Source organism: Staphylococcus durrellii, from assembly GCF_015594545.1.
GTDB lineage: Bacteria > Bacillota > Bacilli > Staphylococcales > Staphylococcaceae > Staphylococcus > Staphylococcus durrellii.
This window is the reverse complement of record NZ_JADIIO010000001.1, coordinates 2,314,617-2,335,255: the sequence shown is the minus strand read 5'-3', so window position 1 is coordinate 2,335,255 and position 20,639 is coordinate 2,314,617. Positions and strand designations below refer to the sequence as shown.

The window sequence follows — 20,639 nt, the reverse complement described above, 5'->3', positions numbered from 1 at the left end:
ATTATTAGGAGGTTTTATTATGACAAATGTAGCTCAAGAGCTTAAAGTATACATTTCTAATTTGTTCCAACTCTCTAACAAAGAACCATGGGAATGTGAATCTATTGATGAAATAGCTGATAATGTATTACCCAGTCATTTTGTTAGTGATTCACCCCTAGAAAGTCTTATTCTTGAGACTTATACCTATTACAATGATGAATTAAATGAGCTTAGTATCTATCCATTTTTAATGTACTACAAAAATCATCTCATCAGTATAGGCTACTTGGATCATTTTGATATGGACTTTCTATATCTTACGGATACCAAAACTACAATTATTGATGAACGTCACTTACTTAATCAAGGAGGTCAAAATTATGAATCTTTGGATTAGAGTCGCACAATTATCAGTAACTATTATTAACGAAGTTATAACTATGATGAAAGATACACAAAGTGGAGGAAAATAAATGGAAATTAATAGATATATTACACGTGGAATTAATGAATCTATACCTCTTGAAATCCAAATTTTAATTTGGGATATGGTTAATTTAAGAGACCATCATTGTACAAAAGAGACAGACTATCTTCACATTTTTCGACTCAAACAAGATGACATAGCACTTGATATCATTCATGAGCAAGAAAAACCATCTTTTAAATTAGAGACTCACTATATAAACTATAAAAATAATGAAAAAGCATTACCTAATAAAGTCTATGTCATTCGTGAGGATGATGTAGATGCTTTTTACTATGTCATGCTTTTACCTGAAGAATACTAAAAGGAGGAATCGTATGAATGCAATTACAAGCACTATAGAAACTGAAGCGATTTTCAGTGAGAATGAACAACACCGTTATTTACTTAAAAAAACATGGGATAGAAAGTTGCCAACTTGTACAGTTATAACTATGTATCCCCATTTAGATGGAATATTGTCACTTGATTTAACGACTATATTAATTCTCAACCAATTATCATATGAGAATGAGTATGGCTCAGTTTATCTCGTTAATTTATTTTCAAACATTAAAACACCTAAAAATCTAAAACATATTAAAGAGCCGTATGATAAGCACACAGATATTCATCTTATGAAAGCTGTATCTGAAAGTGAAAAAGTTATTCTAGCGTACGGAGCATATGCTAAACGTCCAGGTGTAGAAAAGCGTGTAGATCAAGTAATGGAAATGTTAAAATCACATAAAAAGAAAGTTAAGAAACTCATTAATCCAGAAACAAATGAAATCATGCATCCACTTAATCCTAAGGCGCGTCAGAAATGGACAGTAAAATAAAGGAGCATGTTATAAACCAGAAACAAATAGCATCTGATTAACATACAGTAGCCAATTGTTTAACATCACAAATTGATATTTCAAACGTAAAAGAATTAATATATCATTTTACACCGATAGGAGATGAGAAGTTCTTAATAAAATTTATAGTGATTTTTAAGTAATTATTATTTGATATTTATAAAAATGAAACTTTGCAAGATAACTTCCATTAAAAAATAGAGCATCCCTCACCACTAAGTGAAGGATGCTCTATTAAATTATTTTTTATTGATTACTAGCCATAAGTTCAGCTTGCTCTACAACTTGTTCCACAGCCATTTTTTGGAGGTCCGGTGGATAACCATATTTTTTAATGAGTCGTCTTACTTGAACGCGCATTTTCGCTTTAGCACTATCTCGTTTTGACCAATCCACACTCATGTTGGCTTTCACTGTTTTCGTTAATTCATGCGCAATTGCTCTTAATTCTTTATCTCCCATGACTTCTTTTTTGCAGTTTCATGTGAAGCTAAAGCATCATAAAAAGCAATTTCTTCTTTACTTAATCCTAAATCTTGACCGCGTTGTTGTTCTTGATTAATTTCTTTCGCCATTTGGATTAATTCTTCAATCACTTTAGAAGCTTCAATCGAACGATTATTATATTTTTGAATAGACTTACTTAACATCTCAGAAAATTGTTTAGACATTGTTGTGTCTGTTTTCATAAGTGACTTCACTTGTTCTTTAAGCAGCTTATTCAATAATTCCACTGCAACATTTTTTTGTTGTAAACCTTCGACATCTTTTAAGAAATCATCAGATAGTATGGAGATATCAGGGTTTTCTAGGCCAAGTGTTTGGTATATATCAATCACATCTTCTGTTACAACAGATTTAGATATCAATTGATTAATTTCAGCTTCAATTTCAGCTGGCGATTTTTTTTGTTGATTATTTTCACTTGGAGGTGCTAATAATTTAACAATACCTGCTTTGACAGCTTTTAAAAATGCTATTTCACTATTTAATTCTTGAGCTGCTTCTTCAGTTGCACATAATGCAAATGCTTTACTGAGTTCAGTAACTGTTTTCACAAATCTTTGTCTTTCTTCTTCGCCCAATCCAATGATGTAATCCATCGTATGTGCGAGAACATTATACCGTTCTGATTGTTTCTCAGATTCAAAATTAGAATAATCCAGATTATATAACATATCTTGAATAACATTATACTTCATCAACATGATTTCTACAGCTTTATCTGTATCTATTCCTGTTTGTTCTTTATCAGATTCTGTGTATGCCTTTAAAGCTTCTTTTAGACTCTCTGCTATACCTACATAATCAACGATTAAACCACCTGGTTTATCTTTAAACACACGGTTTACACGTGCAATGGCTTGCATTAAATTATGGCATTGCATAGGTTTATCAATATACATCGTATGCATAGACGGCACATCAAACCCTGTTAACCACATGTCTCTTACAATTACAAGTTGTAATTCATCATTAACATCTTTCATGCGATTTTCTAATAAATTTCTTCTCTTTTTTGGACCAATATGTCTTTGGAAATTTTGAGGGTCACTAGATGACCCTGTCCTCACTACTTTGATAACACCTTTGTCATCGTCATCTGAATGCCATTCAGGTTTAAGTCTTACGATTTCATCATATAAATCAACTGCAATACGTCGGCTCATTGTGACAATCATGCCTTTACCCGTCATCGCTTTTTGTCTTGTTTCAAAATGATGAATAATATCCGTAGCTAAGGCATGAATACGTTGTTTCGCACCAGACAATGCTTCGATACGTGACCATTTAGATTTTAATCGGGATTTTATATCGTCTTCCTGACCTGTAGTGATATCATCATAAGCTTCATCAATATCTAAATCGTTAGGTAAATTTAAAGGAATAACACGACTTTCATAATAAATCTTAACGGTACTACCATCTTCAACTGCTTGTGTCATATCATATACATCAATATAATTCCCAAACACCATTTGTGTATTTTTATCTGTAGATGATACAGGCGTGCCAGTGAATCCAACAAATGAAGCATTAGGTAAAGCATCTCTTAAATACTTTGCATACCCATATTTAACACGTTCACCTTTTTCCTCATATTTTGCACTAAAGCCATACTGTGTGCGGTGGGCCTCATCAGCAATAACAACAACATTCTTTCGTTCTGTTAATGCATCCATTGTAACTTTTCCATCTTCAGGTTCAAATTTTTGCATTGTTGAATCTAGAGCTAATGAAGTATTAGAAATATTGAAACCACATAAAAAAAGAAGCAACTTATTAATTAAGAAATAAAATTATACATTTACTCAATTACATATAAGTATTATATATGTAAATAATAAATTAATAATTAAAATTATTTTTTTTAAATAGTAGTAGAAATGTTTTGAGAAATTGATTAATATAATTATATAGGGCTGGAAATTATTTAAAATAATAATATAAAAAGGCGATAATATGAACTTTAATGTGGGTTATATTATTTTTTTAGTTTCTTCGATATGTAATTAAGGTAAGACATAAACTATTTAGAAATTTGGAGGAAGCAATGGAAAAAACACTAGATTTAACGAAAATTTTAAATTCTTTGAAGAAACAATGGAAATTGCTTATTATCATTCCGATTGTTTTTATTTTAATCAGTCTTTTAATCTCATTTCTGATGACACCTAAGTACGAAGCTTCAACACAAGTGCTTATTAACCAGAAGGAATCAAATAAGGACTACATGGCACAAGAAGTACAGAGCAACATTCAATTAGTCAATACATATAAGGAAATCATCAAGAGCCCAAGAATAAGAGAAGAAGTTGCGAAAGAAAACAAAGAGTTTGGTGCAGGAGAACTAGGAAAAATGTTGAAAATTACAAACGAATCTGATTCTCAAGTCTTAAACATCATAGTGACATCTACCAGCAAAAAAGATTCAGAAAAAATTGCCAATTTATTTGCAAAGACAGTAGATAAAAATATGCCGGATATTATGGATATCGATAACGTATCAATCCTATCAACTGCAAATGGCACAGCTAAGAAAGTATCTCCAAACATTGTACCTAACATTTTAATCGCATTAATATTAGGTTTCTTAGTAGCATTAGCAATTGTGCTCATCAGAGAATTGCTTGACCAGCATATTCGTACAGAATCAGATGTTGAAGAAGAACTTGGATTGCCAGTACTTGGTTCCATTCAAAAAATTAAATAAAGGAGAATAAAGAATATGAGTAGAAATAGAATGAAATTTCCTTTACTAGTACATGAAAAACCACGTTCAGTCATCAGTGAAAAATTCAGAGGAATTAGATCGAATATTATGTTTGCAAGTGCGAGGGGTGAAATCAGAAGTTTTATAATTACAGCGGAAAGCCCAACAGTCGGTAAAAGCTTCATTACAGCAAATGTCGCAATTAGTTATGCACAAGCAGGTTACCGGACTTTAGTAATTGATGGTGATATGCGTAAACCAACGCAAAATTATTTGTTCGATACTCCAAACTATCACGGATTATCAAGTTTAATTATCAGCCATAGCAACTTTGAGAAAGCAATTTATTCAACTGAGATTGAGAATTTGGACTTATTACCATCTGGTCCAATTCCACCGAATCCGTCAGAATTAATTGACTCAGACGAGTTTTATCAAATTTATCAAACATTATTAAATGAATATGATTTTATTATTGTCGATACCCCACCTGTGAATACCGTGACCGATGCGCAAGTTTATTTAAAGTACATTAATCATGCATTAATGGTCATTGATGTAGAAAATAACAATAAGAAAGAAGTACGTAAAGCAAAAGCATTATTAGAAAAAACAGGTGGTAAGATTTTAGGTGCAGTCTTAAATAAAACGCCTCATGAAAAATCAGCAAGTTATTACTACTATGGAGAAAATGAATAAATGTTTGATGTACATAATCATATTTTAATTAACGTAGATGATGGCCCAAAAAGTAAGGAAGAAATGCTCAATTTATTGAGGCAAGCAAAAGATGAGGGGATTACAGGTATTGTAGCGACACCTCATCACTTACACCGTTGTTACAATAATGAAATAGCCGTTGTTAAAGAGAAAATACAAGATCTTAAAGAGATGGAGGAAGTCCAGCAATTGGGTATTGAAATCTATGCTGGTCAAGAAGTGCGTCTCAGTGATCAAATCTTGAATCAACTGGATAGCGGAGAAATAGAAGGTATTAACCGATCAAAGTATATCTTAATAGAATTACCGACAAATAGAGTTCCGCGCTTTACGCAAAACCTGATTTATGAAATTCAAAATAAAGGCTTTGTACCGATTATTGTGCATCCGGAAAGAAATAAAGAGATTGCACAAAACTTAGATAGGCTATACGACTTGATTAATGGTGGTGCTTTAAGCCAACTTACTGCTTCTTCATTAGCAGGTGAATTTGGCAAATATATTAGAAAAGTCTCGATACAGATGATTGAGAATAACCTGGTCCATTTTGTCGCTTCTGATGCACACAATACGGAAAATAGGCCATTCTATCTTAAACGCCTATTATATCAGAAAGATGCAAAAAAATATACTGAAGATATTGAAGAAATGTTAGAGAATTCAAAATCAATAATTCAAAACCAAAACATCAAAAAGAGACAACCAATAAAAGATTATAAAAAGAAAAAAATATTAGGGATTTTTTAGTGAGTAGAATGTGGGGAATGTAATGTGAGCAAGTTAAGAGTTAGCCAACGGCTCATGATATTAATTTTAATTGATTCATTGATCGTTTTCTTTTCAGTATTTGTTTGTTATCAAATACTGGAACCATATTTTAAGGGATATTCCTTAAATATATTGTTTGTTTCAGCGATTGTATTATTAATATCCCATCATGTTTTTGCATATATATTTAATCTTTATCATCGTGCATGGGAATATGCAAGTATTAATGAACTGTCATTGATTGTGGAATCTGTAACATGTTCAATTGTCACTACGGTACTTTTTGTACCATTATTTACTGGACATTCACCATTTTTAAGATTGTACTTTATTACATGGATGATGCATCTGATTTTAATTGGGGGATCTAGAATTTCATGGAGAGTTGCTAGAAATCTTTTGAATGGTAAATCTATCAAGAAGAAGCCTACGCTAATTGTAGGTGCGGGGAGAGGCGGTTCCCTAATTATTACACAGATGTTAAAAAGTCCGGATATGAAATTAGAACCAGTATTAGCTGTGGACGATGATCCGAAGAAGCAAAGTTTAACAATTGCCAGAAGTGTGAAAGTGCAAGGTAAAATTAAGGATATTCCGCAATTGGTTAAAAAGTTTAAAATAAGCAGAATCATTATTGCAATTCCGACTTTAACAGGTGAAAGACTCAAAGAAATTAATAACATCTGCAATACAACAGACGTAGAAATTTTCAAAATGCCAAACATTGAGCAGGTCTTGGCGGGTGAGTTGGAAGTTAATCAGCTGAAGCGTGTAGAAGTTGAAGATTTACTTGGCCGCGATCCAGTTGAACTAGATTTGGCAATGATTTCAAGAGAGTTGACGCATAAGACGATTTTAGTCACAGGAGCAGGCGGCTCTATCGGGTCTGAAATTTGTAGACAAGTTTGTAATTTTGAACCAGAACACTTAATTTTATTAGGACATGGTGAAAATAGTATCTATTTAATAAATCAAGAATTAACGGAATTGTATAAAGATAAAATAAAAATCACTCCAGTGATTGCGGATATCCGAACGAAAGGACATCTAGACCAAGTAATGGAGGAATATCATCCTTATGCAGTGTATCATGCTGCAGCACATAAACATGTTCCTTTAATGGAATTCAACCCTAAAGAAGCTTTCCGCAATAATGTGATAGGAACAAGAAATACAGCAGAAGCAGCTAAGAAAGCGGGCGTAAGTAAATTCGTCATGGTTTCGACTGATAAAGCTGTAAATCCCCCTAATGTAATGGGCGCTTCTAAACGTATTGCTGAAATGGTTGTTCAAGGCTTGAATGAGCCAAATTGTAAAACGACATTTGTGGCTGTTAGATTCGGAAATGTACTTGGTTCGAGAGGATCGGTGATTCCGTTATTCAAAAAGCAAATCGAAGCTGGTGGTCCAGTTACAGTGACACATCCAGATATGACTCGCTATTTTATGACAATTCCAGAAGCATCACGGCTCGTACTGCAAGCGGGAGCTCTAGCAGATGGCGGCGAAGTGTTTGTGCTTGATATGGGAGAACCGGTGAAAATTGTTGATTTAGCACGTAATTTAATCCGATTAAGCGGCAAAACTGAAAATGATATAAAAATTCATTTCAGTGGTATACGTGAGGGCGAAAAAATGTACGAAGAATTATTGAACAAAGATGAAATACATCCAGAACAAGTCTACGAAAAGATTTATCGAGGTAAAGTAAAACAGATTTCAAAAGCAGAGATAACAGATATCGTTGAAGAATTGAAAATGAGCTTCAGCAAAGAAAAAATTATAGCTTACGCAAATGGAAAAAGGGGAAATGATCATGTTTGATAATAAAACCTTGTTGATTACTGGAGGAACTGGATCCTTTGGAAATGCAGTGATGAAACGATTTTTATGCTCTAACATCAAGGAAATCAGAATATTTTCAAGAGATGAAAAGAAGCAAGATGACATCAGAAAAAAATTTAACAATCCTAAATTGAAATTCTATATTGGTGATGTAAGAGATGCACACAGTGTAGAAACAGCGATGCGCGACGTAGATTATGTTTTTCATGCGGCCGCATTAAAGCAAGTACCGTCATGCGAATTCTTTCCGATTGAAGCGGTTAAAACAAACATTTTAGGTACTGAAAATGTATTACAAAGCGCCATTCATCAAAACGTAAAAAAAGTGGTTTGCTTATCTACCGATAAAGCTGCTTACCCCATAAATGCGATGGGTATTTCAAAAGCAATGATGGAAAAAGTTTTTGTCGCGAAATCAAGAAATATTGAAAGTGACCAAACATTAATTTGTGGAACTCGATACGGTAATGTTATGGCATCTCGCGGTTCTGTTATTCCATTATTTATTGATAAAATTAAAAATGGGCAGCCACTGACGCTTACAGATCCTGACATGACACGATTCTTAATGAGTTTAGAAGATGCTGTAGAGCTTGTTTTACATGCATTTAAATATGCAGAAACAGGTGACATTATGGTTCAAAAATCACCAGCATCAACCGTAGGTGAATTAGCCAAAGCATTACTAGAGTTATTTGAAGCAGATAATAATATTGAGATTATCGGCACACGTCATGGTGAAAAGCAAGCGGAGACACTGCTTACAAGAGAAGAATACTCACAGAGCGAAGATATGGGTGATTATTTCAGAGTCTCAGCAGATTCAAGAGACTTGAATTACAGTAATTACGTGGAAGAAGGCAGTGAGAAAATTACCAAATCATATGAATACAACTCAAATAATACTCATATTTTAACAGTCGAAGAAATTAAAGAAAAATTGCTCGAATTAGACTATGTTAAAAATGAATTAAGCCACTATAAAAATTCAATTGGATAGGAGGGGTTTTCTGTGAACATTGTGATCACTGGATCAAATGGTTTTGTTGGAAAGAACTTGAAAGAAGATATGAGGTCTATGACGAACTATGTCATTTATGAAATCAATCGTCAAACAAGCACTAGAGAAATGGAACAAGCATTGTTAGAATCTGACTTTGTCGTACATTTAGCAGGTGTAAACCGCCCCAAAGATGATGCAAAATTTAAAGAAGGCAATGTGGATTTTTTTAGTCAAGTACTAGAAATATTGAAACGAAATTCTAAAAAACCAACAGTTCTTTTTTCATCTTCTATTCAAGCTGAAAAGAATAATCCATACGGTGAAAGTAAACGAGAAGGGGAAGCAATGTTGCGCCAATTTTCAAAGGAAAATGGCAACGATGTATATATTTATCGTTTACTGAATTTATTTGGCAAGTGGTGCAAACCGAATTATAATTCAGTCATTGCCACATTTTGCCACAAAATTGCACATGATGAAGAAATTCAAGTGAACGACAGAAATGTTATATTGTCACTGAACTATATTGATGATGTGATTAAAGAATTTAAAAATGCCATCGAAGGACAACCTAACCTTGAAAATGGTACACCCACAGTACCTAATGCATTTAAAGTATCGTTAGGTGAAATTGTAGACTTGCTTTATAAATTCAAAAAAACAAGAGAAGATAGAAAGTTGCCGAAGTTAGACGACTTATTTGAAAAAGACTTATATAGTACATATTTAAGCTATCTACCTAAAGATGCATTCAGTTATCCGTTAATCACACATGAAGACCATAGAGGTTCATTCACAGAATTCATTAAATCACCAGACCGCGGGCAAGTATCGGTGAATGTTTCTAAACCTGGCGTCTTGAAGGGTGAACATTGGCATCACACTAAAAACGAAAAATTTTTAGTTGTTTCTGGTAAAGGTGTGATTCGTTTTAGAAAAATAGGTGAAGACGAGGTGATTGAATACCACGTCTCAGAAGACAAGTTAGAAGTTGTCGATATTCCTGTCGGTTATACTCACAACATAGAAAACTTAGGCGTTACAGATATGGTCACAATCATGTGGGTAAACGAAATGTTTGATCCAAATAATGCTGATACTTACTTTGAGGAGGTTTAACTAATGGGAAAATTAAAATTAATGACAATTATCGGTACACGACCTGAAATCATCCGATTGTCTTCAACGATAAAAGCGTGCGATAAGTATTTTAACCATATCTTGGTGCATACAGGTCAAAATTATGATTATAACTTAAACCAAGTCTTCTTCGAAAATTTAAATTTAAGAGAACCAGATCACTATTTAGAAGTTGTTGGCAACAACCTTGGCGAAACGATGGGAAATATTATTGCTGAATCATATGAAATTTTAACTAAAGAACAACCCGATGCATTATTGATTTTAGGGGATACAAATAGCTGTCTTGCGGCAGTTTCTGCAAAACGATTAAAAATTCCTGTATTCCATATGGAAGCCGGAAACAGATGTTTTGATCAAAACGTGCCAGAAGAAATCAATAGAAAAATTGTTGACCATGTCAGTGATGTGAATTTACCGTATACAGAGCACAGTAGAAGGTATCTGTTAGACGAAGGCTTCAAGAAAGAAAATATTTTCGTTACAGGCTCCCCGATGAAAGAAGTTTTAGACACATATCAAGACAAAATCGAAAATAGTGACATTTTAAAACAGCTTGATTTAGAACCTCAAAAATATATTGTGGTTTCTGCACATCGCGAAGAAAACATTGATAATGAAAAGAACTTTATATCCTTAATGAATGCGATTAATGATATTGCGGAAAATTATCAAATCCCAGTTATCTATTCGACACATCCAAGAAGCTGGAAAAGTATCGAAGAAAAAAAATTTAAATTCCACCCACTAGTTAAACAATTAAAACCTTTCGGTTTCATTGACTATAATGCATTACAAAAAAATGCATTTGTGGTGCTATCAGACAGCGGTACATTATCAGAAGAATCATCAATTCTGAAGTTCCCAGGAGTACTTATCAGAACATCAACTGAACGACCAGAAGTACTTGATAAGGGTACAGTTATTATTGGTGGTATTGCTTATGGCAACTTAATTCAATCTGTTGAATTAGCACGTGAAATGCAAAATAATAATGAGCCACTAATTAATGCTATTGATTACAAAGACACAAATGTATCAATTAAAGTGGTTAAAATCATTCAAAGCTATAAAGACATTATTAATCGAAATACTTGGAAGAAATAATCCAAACTTGAAAGACGAGCACTAATTAATCAATTTAATAATTTTAATATAAGATAAACAAGGAAGTAAAAAATGAGAATATTAGACATTGTATCGAGTAATATTGTACAAGATCCTAGAGTTTTAAAACAAATTGAGACAATTAAAAGCATCACAGACGATTATAAAATTGTCGGTATGAATAATTCTAAAGCTACTGAAGAAAGAAAAAGATCGACAAACTTTAACTTTCTATTATTAGGTTCAAAAAAAGACACGTCATCAATATTTGGCAAGTTAGTGAAACGAATTAAATTTGCTAAAGGTGTCATTAAAGAAATTAAAGATTATCAACCTGATGTCATTCATGCCAATGATTTTGATGTACTGTTCATGGTTTATTTAAGTGGTTATAAAAAAGCGAACATTATTTTTGATGCACATGAGATTTATGCGAAAAATGCCTTTATTAATAAATTTGCTCCGATTTCTAAAATTGTAGAAACATTAGAAAAACATATTATTAAAACTAGAGCAACTTCTTTTGTAACAGTTAGTCATGCTGCTAAAAAGTATTATGCTGATAAAGGATATAAAAAGTCTGCATATGTAGTTACAAATGCGCCAATCTCTACTATTGAAAGAAAATATTCTGAAAAAACTAGTGTCAATGAAATAGTTTACCAAGGACAAATAGTTGCAGACAGAGGTTATGAAGAATTTGTCAAAGCCTCAATGGAATTCAAAAAAAATGATCCTCTATTTATAGTAAGAGGGTTTGGTCCTTTAGAAGAAAGTCTCAGGGAATTTGTGACAGCGAATGAGGCTAATGTAAAATTAGACAAACCAGTAGAAGTGAAAGAGTTGGTAGAGAAGTTGACTGAAAGTGACATTGGAGTAGTTTTAACAAAACCCATTTCAATTAACTTTGAATATACTATTTCTAATAAAATATTCGAGAATTTACATGCAGGGTTACCTGTGATTTTATCTCCTGTTAAAGAACATTACTATCTTAATGATAAGTATGATTTTGGAATCGTGATTGATGAAGTTACACCTAAAGATATAGCTGATGCGGTAAGAAAACTTAAAATGAATCCAGAGTTGTATAACAGATTACGTCATAATGCCATTGAAACTGCTAAAATACTTAATTGGGAAAACGAAAGTAAAAAGTTAAAAGAATTATACTTGCAATAAATTGAAGAGATTAGCTAAATTGTTCCACGCCCTTTCAAGAAAGTTTGTTTATGGAAAATATTATAAATGTAAAGGAGTGATATAATTGTTAATTTTTCTCTTCGCTATTATTGCTTTAACATATGCCTATTTTCTTTATAGAGTAGATTTTAGATATATAAGTTTATTTTGGGTTATGGCTTTTTCGATTAGTTTCTTGCTTCCTGTAATAATAAACAACCCTTTTAAGTATGGAGTTTTAATGGATTATAGTGGTTATGAGAAGTTGAATCTATATTATTTTATAGCCTTAATTAGCTTCCTATTAGCAAACATTATATTTCATGTTTTTAAATTTAAATTCAAAGAGAAAAAGCTAGATATATTGTCCATTAAAAACACCTCAAAAATATTTAATGTATATGCATTATTAACTATATTGGTAGTTTTAATGACTGGAGTGGGGGTTGTTAGTTCTGGAACTGTTGGGTCATTGGATCATCATCCATTAATGAAAATATTTAGTGCATCGGTTCTATTCGGATTGTTATATATTTCTTTATTAAGAATATATCTTTCGGAAAATAATTCTCAAAGAATTCGATATATAATGATTTCACTAGTTGTCTTGTTAATAGTTGCGATATTGGTATTTGGCAGAAGAATATTAATTTATCCATTGATTGCAATATTTATTTTAATGATATTTAAAAAAGGGAGAGCCCCCAATGTGTTCTTAGTATCGTTGATTGGTATATTTACCATAGGAATTATTCTGCCGATGATGATGAGTATTAGAACTTTAGGGATTAAATCAGGAGTAGCAAACTTCTTTGAAATCTTAACAGGTAATTTTACTAATTACGTAAATTATCTAGCATACGGCACTGATGTTAATTATTCCTATTCGTTTGCAGCCATTATTTTATCAACAGATACAAGAGTTAGTATATTAACATTGTTTAAGCCGATTTTCTCATTAATTCCAAGGTTTATCTGGGAAAGTAAACCACAACCATTGTCAGAGGCACTCATTGAACAAATGCATCTTCCATTTAAGCAAGGAATGTCTATTCCTCCAGGGTTTGTAGGAGAATCTTATGCTTATTTAGGTATTATAGGTGTAATAGTAGCATCTGTTATTTTCGGTATTGCGTGTGGGTTAGCGGATTCTTATTGTTTACATCTTAGGAAAACAAAAGATGGCTTAAAAAGTGTAAAGCTGGTTATGATTGTAATTATTGCTACACAAATGATTATGGGATCAATAAGAGGGGATACAGCTACTAATATTCAAGAAGCTTTTTATCTCTTTTTACCATTAATAATTTTTATAAAATTAAGTTATTACAGGATTAAAATATAGAGTTGAAATTTGTGACATTCATTTTTAATTTAAGCAAGCAAAGTATAAATAGATTACTAAAAAGGAAGCCCAGCAATGAGTAAAAAGAATTTTTTAGCAGATACGATGAAAACTATGTCTAGTACATTATTAATCGCATTTAGTTTACAGTTAATTGTATATCCTTTTATCAATCACATCGTAGGAAATCAAGTTTTTGGTGAAATCCTTACGGTATATACCATTTTAACTATTGCAAGTGTTGTATTAGGAAATACATTGAATAATATTCGGTTGATTAATGTGAAGCACTTCGCTCCTGAGTTTTATTACAAAAAATTTCTATCTATACTTGTAATGTCTTTAGTCTTAGAAAGTTTCATATTGATACTGATTTTTGAATTCGCCTTTCATAGTAGCATCGGAGAATTATTTTGGTTAATCATACTTAATATTTTAATGTGCTTAAGAATCTACCTAAATGCATTCTTTAGAATGACACTGAAATATAATCAGATTTTGTGGATTGCGATTGTTCAAATCATAAGCATGATGCTCGGTTTAGGTGTTTTTAAATTCATTAATCAATGGTTAGTTGTGTTTATCATTAGTGAGTTATTTGCGGTGGTATATACGTTGTTTTTATTGCGTCATTTAACAAAAGGTTCAGAAAGCGAACCTAAAAAGAACATACTTAAAGACTATGTGATGTTGTTTAGTACTAACGGGCTCAATAATCTGAATTTATATTTGGATCGTTTAATTTTATTACCTATTATCGGCGGAACAGCTGTAACAATTTCATTTTTAGCGACTTTTATCGGTAAAATGTTGGCAACATTCTTATATCCGATTAATAATGTGATTTTATCTTATATTTCAATATATGAAAGCAATAACATCAAGAAACAATATTTAACTACGAATATTTACAGTTTTATTTCTGTCATTCTCGTTATGATTATCTGTTATCCATTAACGATATTCGTTGTTTTACTGTTTTATCACATTGATACAGCTTCTTATTCAAAATTTATAATTATAGGTAATTTAGGTGTGCTTTTCAACGCTATAAGTATCATGATTCAAACATTAAATACGAAGCATTCCTCTATAACGAGACAAGCCAATTTTATTACTTTACATACAGTTGCATATATCGTAGTTACTATCATGGTGACAACAGCTTTTGGTCTAGAGGGGTTCTTTTGGGCAACATTGATAGCAAATGTGATTAAGTACATTGCTTTAAATGTGATTGGTCTTAAAACAATTAAGGTTAATGTAAGGGAATGATTAAATGAAAAAAAGAAAAATTTTAATTCTATGCCAATATTTCTATCCAGAATACGTTTCATCTGCTACATTACCTACACAACTTGCAGAAGATTTAACAGCTAAAGGATTAGACGTAGATGTCCTTTGTGGCTGGCCATATGAATATACAAATGCAGAATATATTAAGAACACAGAACAGTATAAGGGTATTTCAATCAGGCGTTTAAGTTACTCGAGATTTAATAATAAGAGTAAGATAGGCAGGATTATCAACTTCTTTAGTTTATTCTTAAAATTTGGTTTAAGTATTCCGAGAATGTTGAAATATGATCATATACTCGTTTACTCCAATCCACCTATCTTACCTTTAATACCAGATATCTTACATCGCGTATTAAAGAAACGGTTTTCATTTGTTGTTTATGATATTGCGCCGGATAATGCCATAAAAACAGGTGCAACAAGACCAGGGAGTATGATTGATAAATTAATGCGTTATATTAATAAGCGTGTTTATCAAGATGCGGACAATGTCATTGTTTTAGGTACAGAAATGAAGGACTATTTGATTAAACATCAAATTTCAAAGCGACCAGATAACATCCATGTCATTCCGAATTGGTACGATACTGTTAATCTTGCTGAAGACCATATTTACAATGAGACCTTCAAAGATTGTCGGCAAAAATACGACAAAATTTTGTTGTATAGCGGAAATATGGGACAACTTCAAGATATGGATACAATCATCGATTTTCTGAAAATGAATAAGAATCAAATGGATACTTTAACGATACTCTGTGGCCATGGGAAGAAATTTCAAAAAGTACATCAAGCAATTCAACAATACGACATATCAAATGTGAAAATCTATGATTTTTTAACAGGTACCGACTACTCGGATGTCTTAAAAATAGCTGATGTATGCTTTGCATCACTCATTAAAGAAGCTATGGGTTTAGGGGTGCCAAGTAAGAATTATGGGTATTTAGCTGCAAAGAAATCGCTTATCCTGATTATGGATAAATCCGCGGATATTGTGCAGCATGTCTTACAATATAATGCGGGTATACAAGTTGAAAATGGGGATGCGCAAACTATTTATGATTTCATCAATTCACACACAGCTAAAGAACTACAATCAATGGGTGAAAATGCATATACTCTTTTTCTAGATGAATACACAAGAAATAGAAATGTGAATAAATATTATGAGTTACTTAAAGAGGGGAAATAGATGAAAAGATTATTTGATATTTTAATTTCGGTAGGTGGATTAATAGCATTAAGTCCTGTGTTTTTAATCACGACGATATTGATTAAAGTAGAATCTCCAGGGCCAGTAATTTTCAGGCAGAAACGTCCTACTTTGAACAATCGCCTATTTAATATTTATAAATTCAGATCAATGAAACTTGATACACCTAATGTAGCAACAGATTTAATGGATTCTACTGACTATATCACGAAAACAGGTGATTTTATTCGTAGAACCTCTATAGATGAATTGCCTCAATTAGTGAATGTTCTGCGTGGAGAAATGTCAGTGGTTGGACCAAGGCCTGCACTATATAACCAATATTCATTAATTGATAAACGTACTAAAGCTAACATCCATACAATTAGACCAGGTCTAACAGGACTTGCCCAAGTAATGGGAAGAGATAATATTACTGACGATCAAAAGGTGGCATATGATCGTTATTATTTAAACAATCAATCTTTCTTGTTAGATATGTATATTATTTATGAAACAGTTAAAAAAATTGTCACGTCAGAGGATGTGCATCATTAATGAAAAAACGAATTTTAATAACGGGTACGAGTGGTTATATCAGTAACAACTTGACAAATAAAATAACTGGGGAATTTCATGATGTCGAACGTATCAGTATGAGAAATAATGCATGGATGGAATATAACCTTGAAAATTATGATGTCATCATTCATGCTGCCGCATTAGTGCATAATAATGAACCTAGTGCGCGTTTATCGGATTATTTACACATTAATATGAAGAAGACGTTACTTCTTGCGGAGAAAGCAAAACAAGAGGGTGTACCGCATTTTATCTTTATGAGTACCATGTCCGTATATGGTAAAGAAGGACAAGTCGGCAAACCAGACATCATTAATAAACAATCACCGATGAAACCAACAACGGATTATGGCCTATCGAAATTAATCGCGGAAGAAAAACTTATGGAAATGGAGACAGAAGCATTCAAAGTGGCGGTTGTCAGACCACCAATGATTTATGGTTCAAAGTGCCCTGGCAATTTCAAAAAGCTTTGCAAGGTAGCGAAAAAGCTGCCGATTCTGCCTTATATTGAGAATCAACGCAGTGCGCTTTATATAGAACACTTTAATGACTTTATTGAACAAATGATTAATAAACAAGCTCGCGGTACGTTTCATCCTCAAGATGATTATTATTTTGAAACGACAAAGGTCATGCATGAAATCAGGAAACAATTACATAAGAAAACGATGGTTATCAAGGTTCCAAGCTTCGTTTATCCAATACTCAATAGGCTGTCGTTATTTAAAAAATTATTCGGCAACTTAACATATAATTCGCAAATGGACATGAATACTACTAGCTTAGAAATTTCACAACAACGTTTCGCTTCGGTGATGGAAGAGATTATGGATTATAAAAATCAAAAGTAATCATCATTTTAAAATAAACATTTTTACAAAATAGATAAGGAAAGACTTGGGAGGGTATTTGTTATGAAATTAACAGTAGTAGGATTGGGATATATCGGATTGCCAACATCTATTATGTTTGCCAAAAACGATGTGGACGTTTTAGGTGTGGACATTAATCCGAGAACCATTGAGCGTTTACAACAAGGGAAGATTTCAATTGAAGAGCCGGGACTTCAAGAAGTTTATGAGAAAGTCTTTGAAAACGGAAAATTCAAAGTAGATACGAAGCCAAAAGCGGCAGACGCATTTATTATTTCAGTGCCGACGCCTAATAATGATGATGCTTATAAATCTTGTGATATTTCTATCGTTATCAGTGCAGTGAAAAGTATCTTACCTGTATTAGAAAAAGGGAATACAATTATTGTAGAATCTACAATTGCACCTAAAACAATGGATGACTATGTTAAACCGTTAGTTGAAGAACAAGGTTATACTATTGGTAAAGACATTTATTTAGTGCATTGTCCAGAACGTGTGTTACCAGGTAAAATTTTAGATGAACTTGTGAACAACAACCGTATTATTGGTGGTGTGACAGAGGCATGTATTGAAGCTGGTAAAAGTGTTTACAGTATCTTTGTTAAAGGTGAAATGATTGAAACAGATGCAAGCACTGCTGAAATGAGCAAATTGATGGAGAACACATACAGAGATTTGAATATTGCTTTAGCCAACGAGCTTGCTAAAATATGTAATGATTTAAATATCAATGCTTTAGACGTGATTGAAATGGCAAATAAACACCCACGAGTGAATATTCATTTGCCAGGACCAGGTGTGGGTGGTCACTGTTTAGCAGTTGACCCTTACTTCATCATCGCAAAAGATCCTGAAAACTCACCATTAATTCAGAAAGGTCGTAATATCAATAATTCAATGCCTGAATACGTGCTAGAAAAAACAAAAGAGGCATTAGGTTTATTAAATGGTCATAAGGTGACAGTATTTGGATTAACATATAAAGGTGATGTAGATGATATTAGAGAATCACCAGCATTTGATATTTATCAGTTGCTATTAAAAGAATCAAACCTTGAAGTTGCTGTATATGACCCGCATGTGGAATTAGACTTTGTGGTAAAAGATATTAAACAAGCAACAGATGGGGCTTCTCTTGTATTGATTTTAAGCGATCATTCTGAGTTTAAGAAATTAGAAGATTTAGACTTTATCAATATGAAGCATAAAGTAGTGATTGATACTAAAAACGTTGTGAAAACAATGTTTGATGATATATTGTACTTCAATTTTGGTAATTTATATGAGATATCAGACAAACTTAAATAAGATCTAGAGACCTTAATTGAATATTGAATCGCATCGTCTATTCGAGAATATGATTAGTGTGAAGAAAAGAGGATGGAAGAATGAAGAAGATTATGATTGTCTTTGGTACAAGACCAGAAGCAATTAAAATGGCTCCATTAGTTAAAGCAATCAAACAAAATAAAAATCTTAAAGCTAATATCGTTATCACCGCACAACACAGAGATATGTTAGATAGTGTTCTGGAAATATTCGATATTAAACCACATCATGATTTAAATATCATGAAGAAGAATCAGTCACTCACAGAGTTGACTTCTAGAGCTTTAACGAAGTTGGATGCAGTGATTAAAGAAGAAAAACCTGATATGATTTTAGTGCACGGAGATACAACGACAACGTTTGTAGGGGCCTTAGCTGCATTCTATAATCAAGTGCCGATAGGACATGTAGAAGCGGGATTAAGAACAGGTAATAAATATTCTCCTTTCCCTGAAGAATTGAATCGTTTAATGGTCGGCAATATGGCAGAGTTAAACTTTGTGCCAACTGAAAGAGCAGCTGAAAATCTTATTTTAGAAAATAAAAATAAAGACAGTATTTATGTGACAGGAAATACTGCAATAGATGCACTGAATACAACGATTCAAGAAGAATATCAATCAGAAGTAATTTCTAAATATAAAAATAAAAAGATTCTATTATTAACTGCACATCGAAGAGAGAATATCGGTGAACCGATGCATCATATCTTCAAGGCAGTGAGAGATATCGCGGATAAATATTTGGATCTCGTTGTCGTTTATCCTATTCATAAGAATCCTAAAGTAAGAGAAATTGCCTCTCAATATTTAAGCAATCATGAACGTATTGAATTAATCGAACCATTGGATGTACTAGATTTTCATAACTTTGCGAATCAATCTTATCTTATTCTAACAGACTCAGGTGGTGTTCAAGAAGAAGCGCCTTCTTTAGGGAAGCCGGTATTGGTATTAAGAGATAATACAGAGCGACCTGAAGGTGTAGAAGCTGGTACATTGAAAGTCATCGGTACAGAATATAGTTCTATTATGAAAGCAACCACGCATATTTTGGATAATAAAGAGGCTTATCAACAAATGAGTAAAGCAAGCAATCCTTATGGGGACGGCCGAACTTCACAAAGAATTTGTGAAATTATAGAAGATTATTTTGAGCTTTAGTAATTGTGGTATAAATATTAATAAACTAAGGATCTATATCATATAAAACTGCTAGCGGATTTTCACTTAGAGAGTCAGCTGGCAGTTTTTTGTTCAGTTTTTCATCAACTGAGTGCTTTTTATCCAGAAGTTACCAGTTTCGAACCAATAAAATAGACATTCCATAATATAAACTTCATCGTCTACTGATAGTTTTGTGTAAAATATTCGAAGCATATATGACAATACGGGACACCTTCTTTATTGTGTTGTTGGAGTTGATAAATTCCTCAATTGCTTTAATATTAAGGAAAATAACAATAGATTTAAACTTTTTGCTAAGTGTTTTTTAGCAAAATCTCTAATAATCAGAGCCGTATAATAAATAAAACTAAAAATTAAGGTTTGCACGATAATTTCAGTAAAAAACGCTCATCAAAGCATATAAGTATTAATATCTACTTTGATGGGCGTTTTATTATATATATGATCATTTTAAGAATAAGCCGATATACCCATTCTTTGAATTTAGTTCATATCTTTTTAACTGGTTAAAAATAAATTTTCTCTGTTTTTCTA

Annotated in this window: 18 protein-coding genes and 1 pseudogene; 18 read left to right on the top strand and 1 reads right to left on the bottom strand. The window is 32.5% G+C overall.

The annotated features are described in order from the left end of the window. Window positions 1-19 precede the first annotated feature (19 nt). From ISP02_RS11310 to ISP02_RS11300, 3 genes are all read left to right on the top strand, one after another. On the top strand, window positions 20-379 hold the full coding sequence (locus ISP02_RS11310) for an SAUGI family uracil-DNA glycosylase inhibitor (RefSeq protein WP_195721641.1): 360 nt from the start codon (window positions 20-22) through the stop codon (window positions 377-379). A 76-nt stretch (window positions 380-455) separates the two neighbouring features. Beyond that, entirely contained in the window at window positions 456-773 is a 318-nt protein-coding gene (locus ISP02_RS11305) for a DUF960 family protein (protein ID WP_195721640.1), read from the top strand. A 13-nt stretch (window positions 774-786) separates the two neighbouring features. Further along, window positions 787-1,290, top strand: a complete 504-nt coding sequence (locus ISP02_RS11300; protein WP_195721639.1) for a DUF1643 domain-containing protein — start codon at window positions 787-789, stop codon at window positions 1,288-1,290. 267 nt (window positions 1,291-1,557) lie between these two features. Here ISP02_RS11300 and ISP02_RS13140 read toward each other — a convergent pair. After that, window positions 1,558-3,536: pseudogene (locus ISP02_RS13140) on the bottom strand (type I restriction endonuclease subunit R); the annotation flags it as partial. A 329-nt stretch (window positions 3,537-3,865) separates the two neighbouring features. On the opposite strand from ISP02_RS13140, the gene ISP02_RS11285 reads away from it, so the two are divergent. The 15 genes from ISP02_RS11285 to wecB (ISP02_RS11215) all read left to right on the top strand — a co-directional run bounded on the left by ISP02_RS11285 (window position 3,866) and on the right by wecB (ISP02_RS11215) (window position 20,081). Continuing rightward, complete coding sequence (locus tag ISP02_RS11285) at window positions 3,866-4,525, top strand: Wzz/FepE/Etk N-terminal domain-containing protein (protein WP_195721636.1); 660 nt, start codon at window positions 3,866-3,868, stop codon at window positions 4,523-4,525. A 15-nt stretch (window positions 4,526-4,540) separates the two neighbouring features. After that, window positions 4,541-5,224: a polysaccharide biosynthesis tyrosine autokinase gene (locus ISP02_RS11280; protein ID WP_195721635.1), complete on the top strand. Its 684-nt coding sequence runs from the start codon at window positions 4,541-4,543 to the stop codon at window positions 5,222-5,224. Further along, complete coding sequence (locus tag ISP02_RS11275; protein WP_195721634.1) at window positions 5,225-5,992, top strand: tyrosine-protein phosphatase; 768 nt, start codon at window positions 5,225-5,227, stop codon at window positions 5,990-5,992. It abuts the gene before it with no gap. A gap of 24 nt (window positions 5,993-6,016) precedes the next feature. Next, on the top strand, window positions 6,017-7,837 hold the full coding sequence (locus tag ISP02_RS11270) for a polysaccharide biosynthesis protein (RefSeq protein WP_195721633.1): 1,821 nt from the start codon (window positions 6,017-6,019) through the stop codon (window positions 7,835-7,837). Then, window positions 7,830-8,858, top strand: coding sequence for a nucleoside-diphosphate sugar epimerase/dehydratase (locus ISP02_RS11265; protein WP_195721632.1), 1,029 nt, complete (start codon window positions 7,830-7,832; stop codon window positions 8,856-8,858). Before ISP02_RS11270 ends, ISP02_RS11265 begins: the two co-directional genes overlap by 8 nt. 12 nt (window positions 8,859-8,870) lie before the next feature. After that, on the top strand, window positions 8,871-9,980 hold the full coding sequence (locus ISP02_RS11260; protein ID WP_195721631.1) for a capsular polysaccharide biosynthesis protein CapF: 1,110 nt from the start codon (window positions 8,871-8,873) through the stop codon (window positions 9,978-9,980). A gap of 3 nt (window positions 9,981-9,983) precedes the next feature. Then, entirely contained in the window at window positions 9,984-11,108 is a 1,125-nt protein-coding gene (gene wecB / locus ISP02_RS11255) for a non-hydrolyzing UDP-N-acetylglucosamine 2-epimerase (protein ID WP_195721630.1), read from the top strand. Window positions 11,109-11,180: 72 nt separating this feature from the next. After that, the gene (locus tag ISP02_RS11250) at window positions 11,181-12,290 is read left to right on the top strand and encodes a glycosyltransferase (protein ID WP_195721629.1); all 1,110 of its coding nucleotides are present in this window, start codon (window positions 11,181-11,183) and stop codon (window positions 12,288-12,290) included. An 85-nt stretch (window positions 12,291-12,375) separates the two neighbouring features. Beyond that, entirely contained in the window at window positions 12,376-13,635 is a 1,260-nt protein-coding gene (locus ISP02_RS11245; RefSeq protein ID WP_195721628.1) for an O-antigen polymerase, read from the top strand. A 75-nt stretch (window positions 13,636-13,710) separates the two neighbouring features. Further along, window positions 13,711-14,910 (top strand): polysaccharide biosynthesis protein, encoded by a 1,200-nt coding sequence (locus ISP02_RS11240; RefSeq protein WP_195721627.1) that lies wholly within the window; start codon window positions 13,711-13,713, stop codon window positions 14,908-14,910. 4 nt (window positions 14,911-14,914) lie between these two features. Further along, window positions 14,915-16,129, top strand: a complete 1,215-nt coding sequence (locus ISP02_RS11235; protein WP_195721626.1) for a glycosyltransferase family 4 protein — start codon at window positions 14,915-14,917, stop codon at window positions 16,127-16,129. Continuing rightward, entirely contained in the window at window positions 16,130-16,687 is a 558-nt protein-coding gene (locus tag ISP02_RS11230) for a sugar transferase (RefSeq protein WP_195721625.1), read from the top strand. After that, window positions 16,687-17,565, top strand: a complete 879-nt coding sequence (locus ISP02_RS11225; RefSeq protein ID WP_195721624.1) for an NAD-dependent epimerase/dehydratase family protein — start codon at window positions 16,687-16,689, stop codon at window positions 17,563-17,565. Before ISP02_RS11230 ends, ISP02_RS11225 begins: the two co-directional genes overlap by 1 nt. A gap of 63 nt (window positions 17,566-17,628) precedes the next feature. Then, window positions 17,629-18,897 (top strand): nucleotide sugar dehydrogenase, encoded by a 1,269-nt coding sequence (locus tag ISP02_RS11220; protein ID WP_195721623.1) that lies wholly within the window; start codon window positions 17,629-17,631, stop codon window positions 18,895-18,897. Window positions 18,898-18,977: 80 nt separating this feature from the next. After that, window positions 18,978-20,081 carry a non-hydrolyzing UDP-N-acetylglucosamine 2-epimerase gene (gene wecB / locus ISP02_RS11215; protein WP_195721622.1) on the top strand — a complete coding sequence of 368 codons (1,104 nt, stop codon included), beginning with the start codon at window positions 18,978-18,980 and terminating at the stop codon, window positions 20,079-20,081. Window positions 20,082-20,639: the final 558 nt, after the last annotated feature.